Origin of the sequence: Shinella sp. (genome assembly GCF_049651085.1) — a bacterium.
Taxonomy (GTDB): Bacteria; Pseudomonadota; Alphaproteobacteria; order Rhizobiales; family Rhizobiaceae; genus Shinella.
In genome coordinates this window covers 97,928-113,314 of sequence record NZ_JBASBL010000020.1, presented here as the reverse complement: position 1 = coordinate 113,314, position 15,387 = coordinate 97,928, and the positions used below count along the sequence as shown (strand labels likewise).

Here is a 15,387-nt window from a genome sequence, read left to right as displayed (position 1 = left end):
GTCAACCATTCCATGCGCATGCCGACCCAACCCGCCATCGCTTTGAGCCTCGTCATGGCCAGTCTTGCCCTGTCGCTCGCCCCGGCCCGCGCGCAGGACTCGGCAGAGAGCTTCTCCCAGGTCACCACCCCGCTGAAAGGCGGCAAGGTCACGTCATTCAACCCGATCGTCACCGGCGAGGCGACACCGGTGAACCTCAGGGACGTGACCTGCGAGGCGCTGCTGACCAAGGATGGCCAGCCGATGCAGCATGGCCTTACCTGGCGCGTCTTTTCGCCGATCCCCGCCGCGGACGGCAAGCTGCCGCTGCTTGCCACTTCCGAAGGCGGTTCGGCCGCCTTCCAGCTGGTGCCGGGCGAATATTTCGTCAATGTCGCCTTCGGCCGGGCTGGCGCCACCAAGAAGCTCGTGGTGCCCGCTGAAGGCGCGGTCGACAAGCAGGTGATGGTGCTCGATGCCGGCGGCATCATGCTCAACGCCATGTCCGGCGCGGACGTGCGCATCCCGCCGAAGGAACTGAGCTTTGCCGTCTATGCCGCGGAGGTGCGCGAGGACGGCGAACGTAACCTCGTCGTCGACAATGTGAAGCCGAACTCCGTCGTGCGCCTCAATGCCGGCACCTACCACGTCGTTTCCGACTACGGCACGGTCAACGCGGTCATCCGCGCCGACATCCAGGTCGAGGCCGGCAAGTTGACGCATGCGACGATCCAGCATCGCGCCGCCAAGTTGACGCTGAAACTCGTCTCCGACCCCGGCGGCGAGGCGATCGCCGATACCGCCTGGTCGATCCTCACCTCCTCGGGCGATACGGTCTCCGAAAGCGTCGGCGCTTTCCCGACGCTCGTGCTTGCGGAAGGCAGCTACATCGCCATCGCCCGCAACAAGAACAAGATCTACCAGCGTGATTTTCAGGTGAAGGCCGGCGTCAACACAGATGTCGAGGTGCTGCTCGACGAGAAGGCGGCCGACCAGAAGGCCGCCGCCGAGGACGTGGTGGACTGACCGCCACCAGCAATCCCCCGAAATGAAACCGGCCCCGAAGCAGTGATCCGCTCCGGGGCCGAACCGTATCAGGCCTTGCCGAGCTTGCGCTTCAAGTCCGGCGCCATGGCTTCCAGCGACAGGCTCTCGATCGCCTCGTCGAGCGACATCGCCGTCTGGTTCTGCGAACCGAGGCGGCGGATGTTGACGGAGCGTTCCTCCGCCTCGCGCTTGCCGCAGACGATGATGACCGGAACCTTGGTCACCGAATGCTCGCGGACCTTGTAGTTGATCTTCTCGTTGCGCACGTCGACCTCGACGGTCATGCCGGCCTCGCGCAGCTTTTCGGCCACCTCGCGGGCATAGTCGTCCGCCTCCGAGGTGATCGTCGCGACGACGACCTGCATCGGCGCGATCCACAGCGGCATGTGGCCGGCGAAGTTCTCGATGAGAATGCCGAGGAAGCGTTCCATCGAGCCGCAGATGGCGCGGTGGATCATCACCGGCTGGCGCTTTTCCGACGCCTGGTCGATGTAGAAGGCGCCAAAACGTTCCGGCAGGTTGAAGTCGACCTGCGTGGTGCCGCACTGCCATTCGCGGCCGATGGCGTCCTTCAGCGTATATTCGAACTTCGGCCCGTAGAACGCGCCCTCGCCCGGCAGGATGCCGGTCTTGATGTTGTTCGACTGTTGCTGGATCGTATCGAGAACCTGCGTCATCACGCTCTCGGCGCGATCCCACAATTCGTCCGAGCCGACGCGCTTTTCAGGCCGCGTCGAAAGCTTGATGGTGACCTCGTCGAAGCCGAAATCCTTGTAGACAGAGAGGATGAGCTCGTTGATGCGCAGGCATTCGGCCGCCATCTGCTCGTCGGTGCAGAAGACATGCGCATCGTCCTGCGTGAAGCCGCGCACGCGCATCAGCCCGTGCAGCGCGCCGGAAGGCTCATAGCGATGCACATTGCCGAATTCCGCAAGGCGAACAGGAAGTTCACGGTAAGACTTCAAGCCATGCTTGAAGATCTGGACGTGACCCGGGCAGTTCATCGGCTTCAGCGCGAAGACGCGCTCGTCATCGGTCTCGTCACCGGCAACGGTCACCTTGAACATGTTGTCGCGGTACCAGCCCCAGTGGCCGGACGTTTCCCACAGCGACTTGTCGAGCACCTGCGGCGCGTTCACCTCTTCATAGGTGCCGGCAAGACGGCGGCGCATATAGGCGACGAGCGTCTGGAACATGCGCCAGCCCTTGCCGTGCCAGAAGACGACGCCCGGCCCTTCCTCCTGGAAATGGAACAAGTCCATTTCGCGCCCGAGCCGGCGATGGTCGCGCTTTTCGGCTTCGGCGAGGATGTTGAGATAGGTGTCGAGTTCTTCCTGCGTGCGCCAGGCGGTGCCGTAGATGCGCGTCAGCATCGGATTGTTCGAATCGCCGCGCCAGTAGGCGCCCGCGACCTTCATCAGCTTGAAGGCCGTGCCGATCTGGCCCGTCGCCGCCATGTGCGGGCCGCGGCACAGGTCGAACCAGTCGCCCTGGTAGTAGATCTTGAGGTCCTGGCCCGCCGGGATCGCATCGACCAGCTCGACCTTGTAGGCCTCGCCCTTGGCGGCAAAGACTTCCTTCGCCTTGTCGCGCGGCCAGATTTCCCGGGTGAACGGCTTGTTGCGCTGGATGATCTCCTTCATGCGCTTTTCGATCTTCGGCAGATCTTCGGGCGTGAAGGGCTCTTCCTTGGCGAAGTCGTAATAGAAGCCGTTATCGATGACCGGACCGATGGTCACCTGCGTGCCGGGCCACAGCTCCTGTACGGCCTCGGCCATCACATGGGCGGCGTCGTGGCGGATGAGTTCAAGCGCGCGGTCGTCCTCGCGGGTGACGATCTCGATCCGGCCGTTGGAAACGGTGTCGGAGAGATCGCGCAGCTCGCCGTCGAGCGCGATCGCAATCGCCTTCTTGGCCAGCGACTTGGAAATCGCCTCGGCCACATCACGGCCCGTCGAGCCCGCGGGATATTCGCGGACGGAACCATCGGGAAAAGTCAGGGAAACAGGTGCAGACATAAAATCTCCTATCCAGTCCCGCCAACGAATGCGGGTGGTATGCGAGGGTAATAGGCCGAAAAACCGGCGCGTGCGGGGTGCGATATACGGGGATTTTGGGGGGATTGGAAGGGGTGGCGGAGATTTGCGGACCGGAGGGCAACACAACACGGACCTCTTCCGACAGATACGATGGTCACGGCTTGACGAGAACGTGTGCACGATAGAAGCTTCCCCATAAACGGGTAAGGGGGACTCAATGAGCACGATCGAAGAGAGCTTGCGCGCAATATCCGAGCGGGTGAAATCGCACTCCAGTACCATGGCCACTGAAGAGGCCGTGAAGACGGCTGTCGTCCTGCCTTTTCTTCGATCGCTAGGATATGACGTCTTCGATCCAACCGAGGTTGTTCCCGAGTTCACCGCCGACGCCGTCGGGAAGAAGGGCGAGAAAGTAGATTATGCAATCAAGATCGATGGCGAAATCCGTATCTTGATCGAGTGCAAGCCCATTTCAGTACAGCTGGAAAAGAAGCATCTCGACCAACTCTTTCGGTATTTCACCGTCACGAACGCAAAGTTTGCGATCCTAACCAACGGTCGAACTTTCAATTTCTATACAGATCTGGAAGCGCCCAACAAACTCGATACGCGACCGTTCTTCGTGTTCGATATTTCTGATTTCAATTCGACTATTGTCGCGGAGCTGCGAAAATTCGAGAAAGGATCGTTCGATGTATCGGCAATCCTTGCGACCGCCGAGCGGCTCAAATACACCTCCGGAATAAAACAGGAAATTTCCAAGCTCATTGAAGAGCCGTCGGAGGATTTTGTTCGCCTCGTAGCTCGTAATGTTTACGATGGCCAGATGAGGGCTCAGGCGAAGGAAATGCTTACTGGGGTCGTAAGAACGGCATTCCGTGAGGTCATTATGGATGCAGTCAAGAGCCGCCTGTCGAGCGCGCTCGCCGACACCCAAGAAGTCATCGAGAAAATCGACGATCCGGCTACCGACGAGCCCGAAGTTGTCACGACCGAGGAAGAGCGCGAGGGTTACATGATCGTGAAAGCGATCGTGCGCGATACGATCAGCTCGAAACGAGTCGTGATGCGTGATCAAAAATCTTATTGTGGCATCCTGATTGATAACAACAATCGACGCCCATTGGCGCGTCTTTGGTTTAATCGATCAGTTAAATATATCGGGCTTTTCGATGGTGAGAACGAGGAGAGACTGATCATCGACTCGCTCGACCAGATTTACGACTACAATGATCGTCTGCGCGCAACGGCGAGGAAATACGCAGCAGACTGATGGTATCGTAACAACCTCCCCAGCAAGCCCTGCCACCCAACTATCGCGTGCCCTCAGGCGAGCATCGCCGCAAGGCCGTTGATGGTGTTGGCGTTGCGCAGCGTGCCGATGCCGAGTTTTTTCGACGTCAGCTGCGACAAGAGTTTTGTCTCGCTCGGCTTGCGGGAGAAATCGATCCAGAGATCGCCGTCGACAAGGGCAAGGCGGATTTCGGGGGCGGCGATCCGTTCCAGCCTTTCCAGCGCATCCGGCTCGAGCGGCCGGCGCATGACGCGGATGCCGACATCCGGGCCGTTGCCGTCAGGAAAGGGATTTTGGGCGGCAAGGCGTGAAAAACCATCCGCAGTGCGCATGATGATATCGACATGCTTGCCGAACCGGGCGCGAAAGGCGGTTTCGAGCCGGTCTTCGATATCGCCAAGCGGAGCCGCCTGCCCCTCGAAGATCAGGTTGCCGGTGGCAACCAGCGTTCGGGGATTGCGAAAACCAAGATCTTCCGCCATCGCCCTCAAATCCGCCATCACCAGCCGCCGGCCGGGACCGAGCACGATCGAATGCAGGAGGGCCACATAGGTCTGCATCGTTCAGCCGCGCCCCGCCTTCGAGACGCGCCACAGCCGCCAGGGCGCCCACCAGGCAAGACGGGGCTCCAGCGTCTCGGGCACGGGGTCGAAGCCATGCGTGCCGCCCGGCCCGCAGCGGGCGACGCGAAAGAGGGTTATGAAGCCGCCGCGCCACAGGCCATGGCGCGCCACCGCCTCGTAGCCGTATTCAGAACAGGTCGGCAGGTGCCGGCAGGAATTGCCGATGAAGCCGGACAGCGTCAGCTGGTAGAGACGAATGAAGCCCATGCCAAACAGCCGCCCCGGCGTTTTGCGGAACGGCCCACGCCAGTTGCGGCCCTTGTGGGCGAGGCGCTGGGGGGTGTGGCGGCACTCGGGAGCTTCACACATGGTCGCGACCTTCGCGAGGCAGACGGCCCCTCACCCGGCCTTTTCCAGCCGCTTCGCCTCGATCTGGCCGATGGCGTCCACCACGGCGTCGAAGGTCAGCATGGTGGAGGCATGGCGGGCCTTGTAGTCCTTGACCGGTTTCAGGAACCGCATGTCCTCGAACCGGCCGTTCGGGCCATCCCCGTCGGCCTTCAGCATGGCCAGCATGTCCTCGCGCGCCTGCCGGATTTCGGCAATCGTCGCGCCGACGACATGGCGCGCCATGATCGAGGAAGACGCCTGGCCGAGCGCGCAGGCCTTCACTTCATGAGCGAAGTCGCTGACGCGGTCTTCGTCGAGCTTGAGATACACCTTCACCCGCGAGCCGCAGAGCTTGGAATGGGCGCCAGCCTCGCCATCGGCATCGGCAAGCATGCCGATGCGCGGAATGTTGCCGGCAAAGTCCAGGATACGGCTGTTATAAATATCGTCCATCATGGCCCTGTTTTCCGCGCATTTTGCGGAATCTTCAATGATCCGAGCAGATTATTCCGGCATCGTCGGTAAAAAAGCATGCCGTGTCGCCTTCCGCCTCTTTCGCAGTCGTCGGTCGATACTATATGATAACTCGTATTGGGGTGAGCGTTTTGCAAGAAGCAAGACAATTCCAGGAAAGGCGTGAAGCGGTTTTCCGTCCGGAATTGCCTGGGGCCAGAAAGCAGAACGATCACCTGTTGTTTGGGAAACCGTGCCGGACGGTCGACGCACTGTTAAGCGAAGACCTGAAAGCCCCGGAGCCCGCCAACGGAACCCAAGCCTGCAGGGTTAGGCGAATGGCCAGTGGCGAGTCCGATAAACACGTCAGTTAACCTGCAGAAAGGTCAATGGGTCCATGGACGCCATAGTCACCAATTTTCCGCGCATCGACGACCAGTCGGATCGCCCCTCGCAGAAAGAGGCCGAGGACGCCGTTCGCGTTCTGTTGCGCTGGGCGGGCGACGACCCGCAGCGTGAAGGCCTGCTCGATACGCCCAAGCGCGTCGCCAAGGCCTATCGGGAGCTTTTCTCCGGCTATGATCTGGCCGCCGAGGACGTTCTTGGCCGCACCTTCGAGGAGGTTGCCGGCTATGACGACATGGTGCTGGTGAAGGACATTCCGTTCTTCTCGCATTGCGAGCATCACATGGTGCCGATCATCGGCAAGGCGCATGTCGCCTATCTGCCGAACGGCCGGGTACTGGGTCTTTCCAAGATCGCCCGCGTGGTGGAAATCTTCGGCCGCCGCCTGCAGACGCAGGAAACCATGACGGCGCAGATCGCGCGCTCGATCGACGAGTCGCTGAGCCCGCGCGGCGTTGCCGTGATGATCGAGGCAGAGCATATGTGCATGGCCATGCGCGGCATCCAGAAACAGGGCTCGACAACGCTCACCACCACCTTTACCGGTGACTTCAAGACCGAGCCGACCGAACAGGTCCGGTTCATGACGATGATCCGGAGCTAGGCGACAGGCCGGCTCCGCGCAAGGAAGCCGACCACCATGCCGATCACCTTCAAAGCCCCTTCCAAGGACAAGGCCGAGCTCGAAACGGGCCCGGCCTTCACGCCGCGCTTCGACGACCACGGTCTCGTCACCGCCGTGGTGACGGATGCGAAGGACGGCGAATTGCTGATGGTCGCCCACATGAATGCCCAGTCGCTGGCGCTCACCATCGAGACGGGCATCGCCCACTACTGGAGCCGTTCGCGCAAGGCGCTCTGGAAGAAGGGCGAGACCTCCGGCAATCTCCAGACCGTCGTGGAACTCAGAACCGACTGCGATCAGGATGCCGTCTGGCTGAAGGTTTCGGTCGCCGGCCATGACGCAACCTGCCACACCGGCCGCCGCTCCTGCTTCTACCGCACGGTCTCGAACGGGCCGGACGGCGCCGCGCTGACGATCGCCGGCGGGGAACCGCAATTCGATCCGGCGGCGGTCTACAGCAAAAATTAAGCATCTGCGCGAATTGCGTTCCGTTCTGGGACGGATTCATCAATTGGCAACCGGTCCGGTCGCCTAATGTTCCCCATGGCGGCCTGTATCCCCGCCATGCGGATCAGGACATGGAATCCCATCGCTCGCATGCAAAGCCGGTTTCCAGCGCGCTCTCCAGCAGGGCGACGGGCCCGCGGGCAAGCGCACTCCTCCAGCCTCCGCTGGGCATGAAAAACGGCGTCTCCGGAGCTGTTTTCGCTGCGCAAGTTCCCCCCGTCACAGACTGCGACTATCCTGTCACTTATCGTGTTGCTGAAGGCGCCCGGACAGCGGAACCGTTTGCCACGCCGAGAATTCCTCTTGGATATGGAGGTCACGAATGCTGAACTGGAATTTCAACCGTAGCCTCGTAACGGCGGATGCTTCTACTCCGGACGGACCTTCCATGAATGACATGTCCCACATTCCCGCGCAGGCTGCGCCGCGCAAACCGAAAATCGCACTGGCGCTCGGCGGCGGCGCGGCGCGCGGCTGGGCCCATATCGGTGTCCTGAGGGCGCTTGAGGAGGAAGGCGTCGAGATCGGCATGATCGCCGGCACCTCGATCGGCGCCCTGGTCGGCGGCTGTTACCTCGCCGGCAAGCTCGAGGAGCTGGAGAGCTTTGCCCGTTCGCTCACCATGCGCCGTATCGCAAGCCTTCTCGACTTCACCATCCGCGGCTCCGGTCTTTTCGGCGGCATGCGGCTGACCAAGCGCATGCAGGAGCATCTGGAAAACCTTTCGATCGAAGATCTCGACCGCCCCTTCGTCGCGGTGGCGACCGAGGTCAATAGTGGCCACGAGGTCTGGATCAACAGCGGCACGCTGATCACGGCGCTGCGCGCCTCCTATGCGCTGCCGGGCATCTTCGAGCCGATCAAGTGTAACAACCGCACGCTGGTCGACGGCGCTCTGGTAAATCCGGTGCCGGTTTCGGTCTGCCGCGCCCATGAGGAGGCGCTGGTCGTCGCCGTCAACCTCAACTACGACCTCTACGGCCGCTCCGCTGTGATCAAGCACAGCGCCACGCCGCAAAAGCTGGAGGAACCCAGGCAGGAGGACAGCGCCGCACGCCTCGGCCTGACGAGCGTCATGGTGCAATCCTTCAACATCATTCAGGATCGCATTTCGCGTGCGCGCCTAGCCGGCGATCCGCCGGATCTGGCGTTGCATCCGAAGCTGGCCGATATTGGTCTTTCGGAATTCCACCGCGCCGGCGAATCGATCGATCGCGGCTATCAGGAAACCAAGGCACGGATTTTCGAGATCAAGCGCATGCAGGAAATCGTGACGACACGCTGAACACGCAAGCGCATGACAAGACGGCGGGCGGGACGAAAAATCGTCCCGCCCGAAACCGTTCAGGCTGCCAGATTTAGCTGGAGATATAGGCCTTGATCGCATCCGCTTCATTCTGCATGGCGCGGATGTGGGACTTCACCACGTCACCGATCGAAACGATGTCAACGAGGCGTCCTTCCTTTTCCACCGGGATATGGCGGGCGCGCAGCTTGCTCATCATTTCCATGAGTTCGTTGACGCCCTGATTTTCGTCACAACGATAGACGTTGCCCCACATGATGGAGGAAATGGGCTTGTCCATGCATTCGGCCCCGTTGCGGGCCACGGCAGCCACGATATCGCGCTCGGTCGCAATGCCCGCTATGCGGTCGTTGCGATCCACGATGACGATGGCGCCGATATGATTTTCATGCAGATAGACGGCAGCCTGCCTTACGGTGAGCTGCGGGCCGCCAGTCACGACGTTGCGGCCTTTTTCGTCCAGTATCGCCTTCACATACATGCGTACCTCCCGTGTGCATCATGACGCTGAGAGGCGGGACACCCGCAGGGATGCCCTGCCAGTACGTGGGCTGCATCCGCTTCCTCCTTGAGGATACTGCCCTGCTCCGGTGTGCATGTGCGAACCGGAACAGGCTTATGGTGCGCCACGATAGAGGCGATTGCAAGACCGCGAATGGACTATCGTTAATCCCGACGGTTGTCGGCGTTTGCGACGTCGAACAGGGGAAAGAAAAGGAATCCGAACAGGAAACCGCCGATATGCGCTTCCCATGCGATCGCTCCGCCGGCGGCCGAACCGAAGATCTGGCCGAAGCCGATCAGGAAGTTGGTGAGGAACCAGATGCCGGAAAAGACAAGCACGGAACGATTGGAAAGCGCCTCGGGAATGGTGAGCCGCCGGTTGAGATGGGCGAACTGCCGGCTGATGCGCCCGCTCGGGGAGAAGACGAAGCGGGCGGCCGCGCCCATGAGGCCGGAAACGACGCCGGAGGCGCCGACGACGAGGATCATCTCGTCCCAATGCAGCGCAGTGTGGAAGGCGACGGCCGCGGCAGACGAAAGACACCAGAAGAGAAAGAAGCGCAGGAGGCCGATGCGGCGTACCACCGGCGCACCGAACGCGACCATCCAGAAGGCATTGAAGACCAGGTGCTCCCAGCCGCCATGCAGCAGCGAGTAGGTGACCGGGCTCCACAGCCAGCCCAGATCCTGCTCGGCGAAAGGAATGGCGTAGCGCGCCGGAATGAAACCGAATTCCAGCACCACGAATTCATCGGTCGATGCCGACAGGAAATAGGTGCGCACGACGTGGATCAGCGTCAGCAAACCCAATGCGAAGACGAGGCTTCCCGGCAGGTTGAAGGCCGGCTCCCGCTTTCGGATCCCGGGCCCGCTCCCCTGTACGTCAACGCTGTCGCTACTCATGACCAACCACCAGACTCTTGAAAACACGAGTCGCGCTTATATAGATAAAAGAAAGGCCGTGCAGCTTTCGCTGACGGCCCGTGCCCCCAATCCCCGGGGCTGAAAAGAATGTGCAGTAACCATTCCCTCGTGGAGGGGATGACTGGAGGGTCGCTCAAGCCGGACGGCTGCGCAATCGAAACCAATCGTTAACCTTAATATCGCGCTGGCACGAAACTCGCTCAGTCATTCTCAAATGCCCCGTGCGCCGCATTTTGCGTGCCGCAACGGAACACAAGCGAGTGGAAGTGAAGATGCAGACCAGAGCCGCAACGGCGCTATTCGATTATTGGACACGCCAACGCGGCGAGCACGCAGTGCCGCTGCGCGCTACCATAGAGCCCGTCGCGATCGCCGCCATCCTGCCGGACGTCTTCATTCTGGAATATGGAAGACTGCAACCGCCGCGCTTCCGGCTTGCGGGAACACGTTTCTGTGCGCAGTTCGGGCGCGAACTGAAGGGCACTGATTTCGCGGGTCTGTTTGCGCCCGACCAGCGCGGCCGCGTCGTGCAGATCGCACAAAACGTCATGGCGCAGGCCGCGCCCGCCATTCTCGACATACAGCTCGTCGATGGCACAGCGGAGACGACCGACGCGGAAGTCGTGCTGCTGCCCATGGCGACCAGCGGCAATGCCGCGGACCGCATCATTGGGAGCTTCGCCCCCCTGCCCGGCCAGCGCCAGCCGCTGGCGGCCTTCCGATACGCAACGCTCACCTCCCTCTCGGTCATCGATGCCGAGCGGGCGGGCACTCTTGCCGGCAGCCGGCAACCGACCCCCGTTCCGACTTCGGTCATGGCCATGCGACCGGCAGGCCTCGGCCAGGCCGTGAGCCGTGTGATGCACCTGCGAATTTTCGAAGGCGGACGCAAGGGTAACGACATGCAGAGGCACCAGGACCACTGGCGCGATCGATAACATCTCCAGGTTGTCAAACCGCAAGGCTGCGACGATATTTTACAGTTGCGACAAACCTTCTGTTAACCCAGAAAGGTTAAGCCTTGGAAAGAGATAAGATCATTAGGCAACGCGCGTTCATGTATTCTTTTCAGCAAGCATCGCCCGCAGCAGCCAGGAATCCGCAGCAGGAACAGCGCAGCTTCCAGCGCGTTGCGGTCAACCTTGCCGGCCGCCTGATGCTTGCCAGCCACGATGAATATGACTGCACCGTCGTCGACATGTCGCCAGGCGACGCGAACTTCACCTGCACCGCCCGTCCGCGCATGGGCGAACGGATCATCGCCTATGTCGATCATCTCGGCCGCATCGAAGGCACAGTTGCACTTCTCAACGACCGCGGCTTCGCCATTGCCCTGAATGCAACCGACCGCAAGCGCGAAAAACTAGCAGCCCAGCTCACCTGGATTGCCAACAAACACGAACTCGGCCTGCCGGAAGATCGTCGCCACGACCGTCTTACCCCGCGCAACACCCGCACAGACCTGCTGCTGGACGATGGCCGCCGTTACCCCTGCCGCATCATCGACCTGTCGCTTTCCGGCGCAGCCGTCGATATCGACGTGCGCCCGGCGCTCGGGACCGCAGTCCAGCTCGGCAACATGAAGGGCCGCGTCGTCCGCCACTTCCAGGAGGGCGTCGCCATCGAGTTCTCCTCCGTGCAGTCGAAAGACTCCCTGACCGCTTTCCTGTAGCATTTCGGGACAACTGGAAAGACCGACACCATGAAAGGGCCCCGCGGGGCCTTTTGCTGTTTCATGGCGGTGCAGATGCGGTAGAAAAAAACCGAAAAAAATTTTATGGCCCCACAGACGCCTTCCCGACATCACACACCGAAGCGAGGTCAGGCGGCCGGGCCGAAAGACACGGCGGCGGAGGCATTCCCGCCGTGAAACACCCCTTGCGATCCGCCAGGCGCACACGGAAAAGGGGATAAAGCCATATCTATTCAATAATTTACGCCAGAATTTCAGGCCCAAGCACCGAGGAAATTCGTTACAATTTTAATCAAATTTGCTTCAAGTACAGATAAAATCAAATTCGAATTTTATTCTTGTTTTGCTCTTATGTGACCTTGATTTGAACTAAACTATACTTCGAGCCTTCGCGTAAGCTCAAAACATACGTGTCATTGTGACCTCATCAAACGGGGACGACGCAATGACAAAAAAAATCAAGACAGGGACGTTTGCTTTCCTCTTCTCCTTGGTCGCAGCACAGGCTGCCCTCGCATTGCCGGCCAACACGCCGCTGGCTGGCGCAACCAACCAGCCCATCGGCCACTATGAATTCTGCAAGCAGTACAGCGACGAATGCGGCCCGACCGGCAAGGATACCGGCCCGCTCAAGCTGACGCAGGAAAACTGGAAGACGATCCTCAACGTCAACTACACGGCCAACACCGAATTCGTGCCGATGACCGACATGGAAATCTACGGCGTCGAGGAGCAGTGGACCTATCCGGAAGCCGCCGCCGACTGTGAGGACTATGTCCTCGTCAAGCGCAAGCGCCTGATCGAAGCCGGCATTTCGGCCTCCAACCTGCTGATCACCGTCGTGCTGCAGCCGAACGGCGAAGGCCATGCGGTGCTGACCGTGCGTACCGACCGCGGCGACTTCGTGCTCGACAACATGCGCAACAAGGTCCTGCTCTGGTCCGAGACCGAGTACCGCTTCCTGAAACGCCAGTCGTCGGCCAATGCCGGCAAGTGGGTCAAGCTGCAAGACGGTCGCGCCGAAGCTGTCGGTAGCGTCAGGTAACACTTAGCGCGCGCTGCATGGCGCGGCACGATGAAATTGCCCGGCGGGCTCGCCGGGCGCGAGAAAAGGGCCCGGTCAGTCCCCCAATCCCCGTCCCGACCTTGGCCCTGCGGCCGGTTCTCCTGTCCCGGAACCGGCCGCTTCCTTTTGGGCGCACAGCAATCCCCTCAACCAAAAATTAACCCTGTTCGCGGAACCTTCGAAAAAATGTCCCGCAATGGACAGGCCGAAGGAATCACGAGGGGAAGATGGCTGCGGCAACGACCGGCAACGAAGACCACGCGCCTCTTCTCCCCACACGCCTCCTGACGCGCCTGACGATCGGCGTCGCGGTGCTTGCCACCCTGACGGTCGCCATCAGCGTCACGGGCCGCATACTCGGCGAACGCATCGCCCTTGCCGGGCATACCGAGAATACGACACCCATCGACGCCATCATCGGCCAGGACCATGTGCGTCTGCCGGCCAATGCGATCCGCGTCGAGGAACAGCGGCATACTGGCCGGGCAGAGCGCGTCGACCTCTATCTCACCTGGCCGGGCATGAATGGCTATTCGCATGCGGAGCGCGCCCGCTTCAATGATGCCACCCGGCCTGAAGGCTTGATTTTCCTCAACCTTTCACAAAGCACCATGTCCAGGGACATGTCCGGACGGCTCGGCCCGATTTACAGCCACCTCTTCGACGACCGCCCGGAACCCGGCCCTGCGGGCCTCACGCTACAGCGCCTGAAGGAAAATTCGGGCTATGGAGAAGAGGTGTTCTTCACCGGAATCCTGCCGGATGGGTCCGACTATGCCGTCCGCTGCATGATTCCCGCGGATGCACAGCAATCGACCAGCGCGGATTGCCAGCGCGATATCCACATCGGACGCGATCTTTCTGTGCTTTATCGCTTTTCGAGCAGACTTTTGCCGCAGTGGCAGGACATGGAGGCGCGCATCCGCACCTATCTGGGCGGATCCCTCGTCAAAAACGGCCGCTCTGCGTCCACCTCAGACAACCGAGAAAATTTCGTCGATCTCAGCAACCAATGATTCATCATAAACCGATTGGTAACGCTATCCAGCTACTGTCCCCGAACCGGACGTTCTGGCTGACCGCGCCGGGACCGTATGTGCAATCCGAGAATGAAGAGTAACCTAGTGCCCCGTTCCGTATTCCTCGATTTCATTCCCCGCTCCTGCAAAGCAGTTGCCACTGCGGCGAAAAGTCTGGTGGTAATCGGGATGGTGGTCACCGTCACCTATGCGACGCCGGCGGCAGCCAATCCGAAATATGCCGGCATCGTCATCGATGCGAAGACCGGCAAGGTGCTCTACAGCCAGGATGCCGACGAATTGCGCTATCCGGCATCGCTGACCAAGATGATGACGCTTTACCTGACCTTCGAGGCGCTTGAAGCCCGCAAGATCAGCCTCAAATCCCGCGTACCCTTCTCGAAGAATGCCGCCAGCGAGCCGCCGACCAAGCTCGGCGTCGGCACGGGCAACTCCATCACCGTGGAGCAGGCCATTCTCGGGCTCATCACGCGCTCCGCGAACGATGCCTCCACGGCGCTTGCCGAGTACCTCGGCGGCTCGGAGGAGCGATTCACCCGGATCATGACGCAGAAGGCGCGCGCCCTCGGCATGACGCGCACCGTCTACCGCAACGCCAACGGCCTTCCCAATTCTGCGCAGGTGACCACCGCGCGCGACCAGGCCCGTCTCGGCATCGCCCTGCGCCAGCATTTTCCGCAGTACTATTCCTATTTCTCGACGCGCAGCTTCCGCTTCGGCAAGCAGGTCATCAACGGTCACAACCGCCTGCTCGGCAACGTGAACGGCGTCGATGGCATCAAGACGGGCTATACCCGCGCTTCCGGCTACAACCTCGTAACCTCGGCGATTGCCGATGGGCGCAGCGTCGTGGCGGTCGTCATGGGCGGTCGCTCCGGCGGCGCCCGGGACCAGCAGATGCGCAAGCTGATTGCTGCATACATGCCGAAGGCCTCGCGGCGCGGTGGTGGCGACCTGATCGCCGAGACCAAGGACGCCCCGACGCTGACCGCCGAAGTTGCCACGCAGGCAGTGACGGCTTCGATCCGAGGCGGTGGTCTGGACCTGCCTGAAAACGGTCCGATCCCCACCTACCGCTACAACAATGAAAGCCGCATCGAAACGGCCTATGCCGCAACGTCCGCCACGGCTTCGGAAGTCGTCGGCAAGCGCGCGCTGGCCGCAACGCTCAAGATCCAGCGTGACGCCGCCGTTCCGCCGGAAGACTTGACGGAACAGGGCGACACCAGCGGCGTCGACAGGCTTACCACATCCGCCGTCTCGGAAACCGCGCCGTCCGGCTGGGTGATCCAGATCGGCGCGACGCCCGACCGCGACCAGGCCCAGAAGCTTCTGGCAAAGGCGCAGGACCAGGGCGGCAAGGCGCTCTCCGTCGCCAAGCCTTTCACGGTCGCCGTCAACAGCGGCAGCGAGCAGCTCTACCGCGCCCGCTTCGGCGGCTTCGACAACCAGGATCGCGCGGCGGCCGCCTGCAAGGCGCTGAAGCGCAAGGGCTTCGCCTGCTGGGCAAGCCAGCAGTAACAACGATACCGGACCGCGCCGTGTAACGGCG

General features: G+C 61.3%; 16 protein-coding genes. 10 read left to right on the top strand and 6 right to left on the bottom strand.

Annotated elements, in window-relative coordinates:
- Positions 1 to 12 precede the first annotated feature (12 nt).
- Complete coding sequence (locus tag WA950_RS12010) at positions 13 to 1,005, top strand: hypothetical protein (RefSeq protein ID WP_424551932.1); 993 nt, start codon at positions 13 to 15, stop codon at positions 1,003 to 1,005.
- Positions 1,006 to 1,073: 68 nt separating this feature from the next.
- Here the strand turns inward: WA950_RS12010 and thrS are convergent, their stop codons facing one another.
- Positions 1,074 to 3,044: a threonine--tRNA ligase gene (gene thrS, locus WA950_RS12005; protein WP_424551931.1), complete on the bottom strand. Its 1,971-nt coding sequence runs from the start codon at positions 3,042 to 3,044 to the stop codon at positions 1,074 to 1,076.
- Positions 3,045 to 3,282: 238 nt separating this feature from the next.
- Between thrS and WA950_RS12000 the strand changes: the two genes are divergently transcribed.
- Complete coding sequence (locus WA950_RS12000) at positions 3,283 to 4,338, top strand: type I restriction endonuclease (RefSeq protein WP_424551930.1); 1,056 nt, start codon at positions 3,283 to 3,285, stop codon at positions 4,336 to 4,338.
- Positions 4,339 to 4,391: 53 nt separating this feature from the next.
- Here WA950_RS12000 and WA950_RS11995 read toward each other — a convergent pair whose 3' ends face one another.
- From WA950_RS11995 to WA950_RS11985, 3 genes are read right to left on the bottom strand one after another with little or no spacing between them, the layout of a single operon-like run.
- A complete protein-coding gene (locus WA950_RS11995) occupies positions 4,392 to 4,919 on the bottom strand; it encodes a DUF1697 domain-containing protein (protein ID WP_424551929.1) in 528 nt (175 codons plus the stop codon).
- Between the two features lie 3 nt (positions 4,920 to 4,922).
- Entirely contained in the window at positions 4,923 to 5,291 is a 369-nt protein-coding gene (gene yidD, locus WA950_RS11990) for a membrane protein insertion efficiency factor YidD (RefSeq protein WP_424551928.1), read from the bottom strand.
- 30 nt (positions 5,292 to 5,321) lie between these two features.
- A complete protein-coding gene (locus tag WA950_RS11985) occupies positions 5,322 to 5,768 on the bottom strand; it encodes an iron-sulfur cluster assembly scaffold protein (RefSeq protein WP_424551927.1) in 447 nt (148 codons plus the stop codon).
- A 394-nt stretch (positions 5,769 to 6,162) separates the two neighbouring features.
- Here WA950_RS11985 and folE point away from each other — a divergent pair, with 394 nt between their 5' ends.
- The 3 genes from folE (at position 6,163) to WA950_RS11970 (ending at position 8,587) form a co-directional block, all read left to right on the top strand.
- On the top strand, positions 6,163 to 6,774 hold the full coding sequence (folE, locus tag WA950_RS11980; protein WP_424551926.1) for a GTP cyclohydrolase I FolE: 612 nt from the start codon (positions 6,163 to 6,165) through the stop codon (positions 6,772 to 6,774).
- 36 nt (positions 6,775 to 6,810) lie between these two features.
- Positions 6,811 to 7,263 (top strand): phosphoribosyl-AMP cyclohydrolase, encoded by a 453-nt coding sequence (gene hisI, locus WA950_RS11975; protein WP_424551925.1) that lies wholly within the window; start codon positions 6,811 to 6,813, stop codon positions 7,261 to 7,263.
- A gap of 361 nt (positions 7,264 to 7,624) precedes the next feature.
- The gene (locus WA950_RS11970; protein WP_424551924.1) at positions 7,625 to 8,587 is read left to right on the top strand and encodes a patatin-like phospholipase family protein; all 963 of its coding nucleotides are present in this window, start codon (positions 7,625 to 7,627) and stop codon (positions 8,585 to 8,587) included.
- A 73-nt stretch (positions 8,588 to 8,660) separates the two neighbouring features.
- On the opposite strand, the gene WA950_RS11965 is transcribed toward WA950_RS11970, so the two are convergent.
- Positions 8,661 to 9,089, bottom strand: coding sequence for a CBS domain-containing protein (locus tag WA950_RS11965; protein WP_424551923.1), 429 nt, complete (start codon positions 9,087 to 9,089; stop codon positions 8,661 to 8,663).
- Positions 9,090 to 9,274: 185 nt separating this feature from the next.
- On the bottom strand, positions 9,275 to 10,015 hold the full coding sequence (locus WA950_RS11960; protein ID WP_424551922.1) for a rhomboid family intramembrane serine protease: 741 nt from the start codon (positions 10,013 to 10,015) through the stop codon (positions 9,275 to 9,277).
- A gap of 293 nt (positions 10,016 to 10,308) precedes the next feature.
- Between WA950_RS11960 and WA950_RS11955 the strand changes: the two genes are divergently transcribed.
- The 5 genes from WA950_RS11955 to WA950_RS11935 all read left to right on the top strand — a co-directional run bounded on the left by WA950_RS11955 (position 10,309) and on the right by WA950_RS11935 (position 15,356).
- The gene (locus tag WA950_RS11955) at positions 10,309 to 10,974 is read left to right on the top strand and encodes a PAS domain-containing protein (protein ID WP_424551921.1); all 666 of its coding nucleotides are present in this window, start codon (positions 10,309 to 10,311) and stop codon (positions 10,972 to 10,974) included.
- Positions 10,975 to 11,093: 119 nt separating this feature from the next.
- Complete coding sequence (locus WA950_RS11950; RefSeq protein ID WP_424551920.1) at positions 11,094 to 11,708, top strand: PilZ domain-containing protein; 615 nt, start codon at positions 11,094 to 11,096, stop codon at positions 11,706 to 11,708.
- A gap of 466 nt (positions 11,709 to 12,174) precedes the next feature.
- Positions 12,175 to 12,774 carry a transglutaminase-like cysteine peptidase gene (locus WA950_RS11945; RefSeq protein WP_424551919.1) on the top strand — a complete coding sequence of 200 codons (600 nt, stop codon included), beginning with the start codon at positions 12,175 to 12,177 and terminating at the stop codon, positions 12,772 to 12,774.
- Between the two features lie 248 nt (positions 12,775 to 13,022).
- Positions 13,023 to 13,811, top strand: a complete 789-nt coding sequence (locus tag WA950_RS11940; RefSeq protein WP_424551918.1) for a hypothetical protein — start codon at positions 13,023 to 13,025, stop codon at positions 13,809 to 13,811.
- 93 nt (positions 13,812 to 13,904) lie between these two features.
- The gene (locus tag WA950_RS11935; RefSeq protein WP_424551917.1) at positions 13,905 to 15,356 is read left to right on the top strand and encodes a D-alanyl-D-alanine carboxypeptidase; all 1,452 of its coding nucleotides are present in this window, start codon (positions 13,905 to 13,907) and stop codon (positions 15,354 to 15,356) included.
- Positions 15,357 to 15,387 lie beyond the last annotated feature (31 nt).

What these genes read in the sequence shown, in the direction of transcription:
- WA950_RS12000 (WP_424551930.1), top strand. Translation starts at nt 3,283, where the DNA reads ATGAGCACGATCGAAGAGAGCTTGCGCGCAATATCCGAGCGGGTGAAA.
- yidD (WP_424551928.1), bottom strand. Translation starts at nt 5,291, where the DNA reads ATGTGTGAAGCTCCCGAGTGCCGCCACACCCCCCAGCGCCTCGCCCAC.
- WA950_RS11940 (WP_424551918.1), top strand. Translation starts at nt 13,023, where the DNA reads ATGGCTGCGGCAACGACCGGCAACGAAGACCACGCGCCTCTTCTCCCC.
- WA950_RS11970 (WP_424551924.1), top strand. Translation starts at nt 7,625, where the DNA reads ATGCTGAACTGGAATTTCAACCGTAGCCTCGTAACGGCGGATGCTTCT.
- WA950_RS11955 (WP_424551921.1), top strand. Translation starts at nt 10,309, where the DNA reads ATGCAGACCAGAGCCGCAACGGCGCTATTCGATTATTGGACACGCCAA.
- WA950_RS11985 (WP_424551927.1), bottom strand. Translation starts at nt 5,768, where the DNA reads ATGATGGACGATATTTATAACAGCCGTATCCTGGACTTTGCCGGCAAC.
- WA950_RS11965 (WP_424551923.1), bottom strand. Translation starts at nt 9,089, where the DNA reads ATGTATGTGAAGGCGATACTGGACGAAAAAGGCCGCAACGTCGTGACT.
- WA950_RS11995 (WP_424551929.1), bottom strand. Translation starts at nt 4,919, where the DNA reads ATGCAGACCTATGTGGCCCTCCTGCATTCGATCGTGCTCGGTCCCGGC.
- WA950_RS12010 (WP_424551932.1), top strand. Translation starts at nt 13, where the DNA reads ATGCGCATGCCGACCCAACCCGCCATCGCTTTGAGCCTCGTCATGGCC.
- WA950_RS11945 (WP_424551919.1), top strand. Translation starts at nt 12,175, where the DNA reads ATGACAAAAAAAATCAAGACAGGGACGTTTGCTTTCCTCTTCTCCTTG.
- hisI (WP_424551925.1), top strand. Translation starts at nt 6,811, where the DNA reads ATGCCGATCACCTTCAAAGCCCCTTCCAAGGACAAGGCCGAGCTCGAA.
- folE (WP_424551926.1), top strand. Translation starts at nt 6,163, where the DNA reads ATGGACGCCATAGTCACCAATTTTCCGCGCATCGACGACCAGTCGGAT.
- WA950_RS11960 (WP_424551922.1), bottom strand. Translation starts at nt 10,015, where the DNA reads ATGAGTAGCGACAGCGTTGACGTACAGGGGAGCGGGCCCGGGATCCGA.
- WA950_RS11935 (WP_424551917.1), top strand. Translation starts at nt 13,905, where the DNA reads ATGAAGAGTAACCTAGTGCCCCGTTCCGTATTCCTCGATTTCATTCCC.
- thrS (WP_424551931.1), bottom strand. Translation starts at nt 3,044, where the DNA reads ATGTCTGCACCTGTTTCCCTGACTTTTCCCGATGGTTCCGTCCGCGAA.
- WA950_RS11950 (WP_424551920.1), top strand. Translation starts at nt 11,094, where the DNA reads ATGTATTCTTTTCAGCAAGCATCGCCCGCAGCAGCCAGGAATCCGCAG.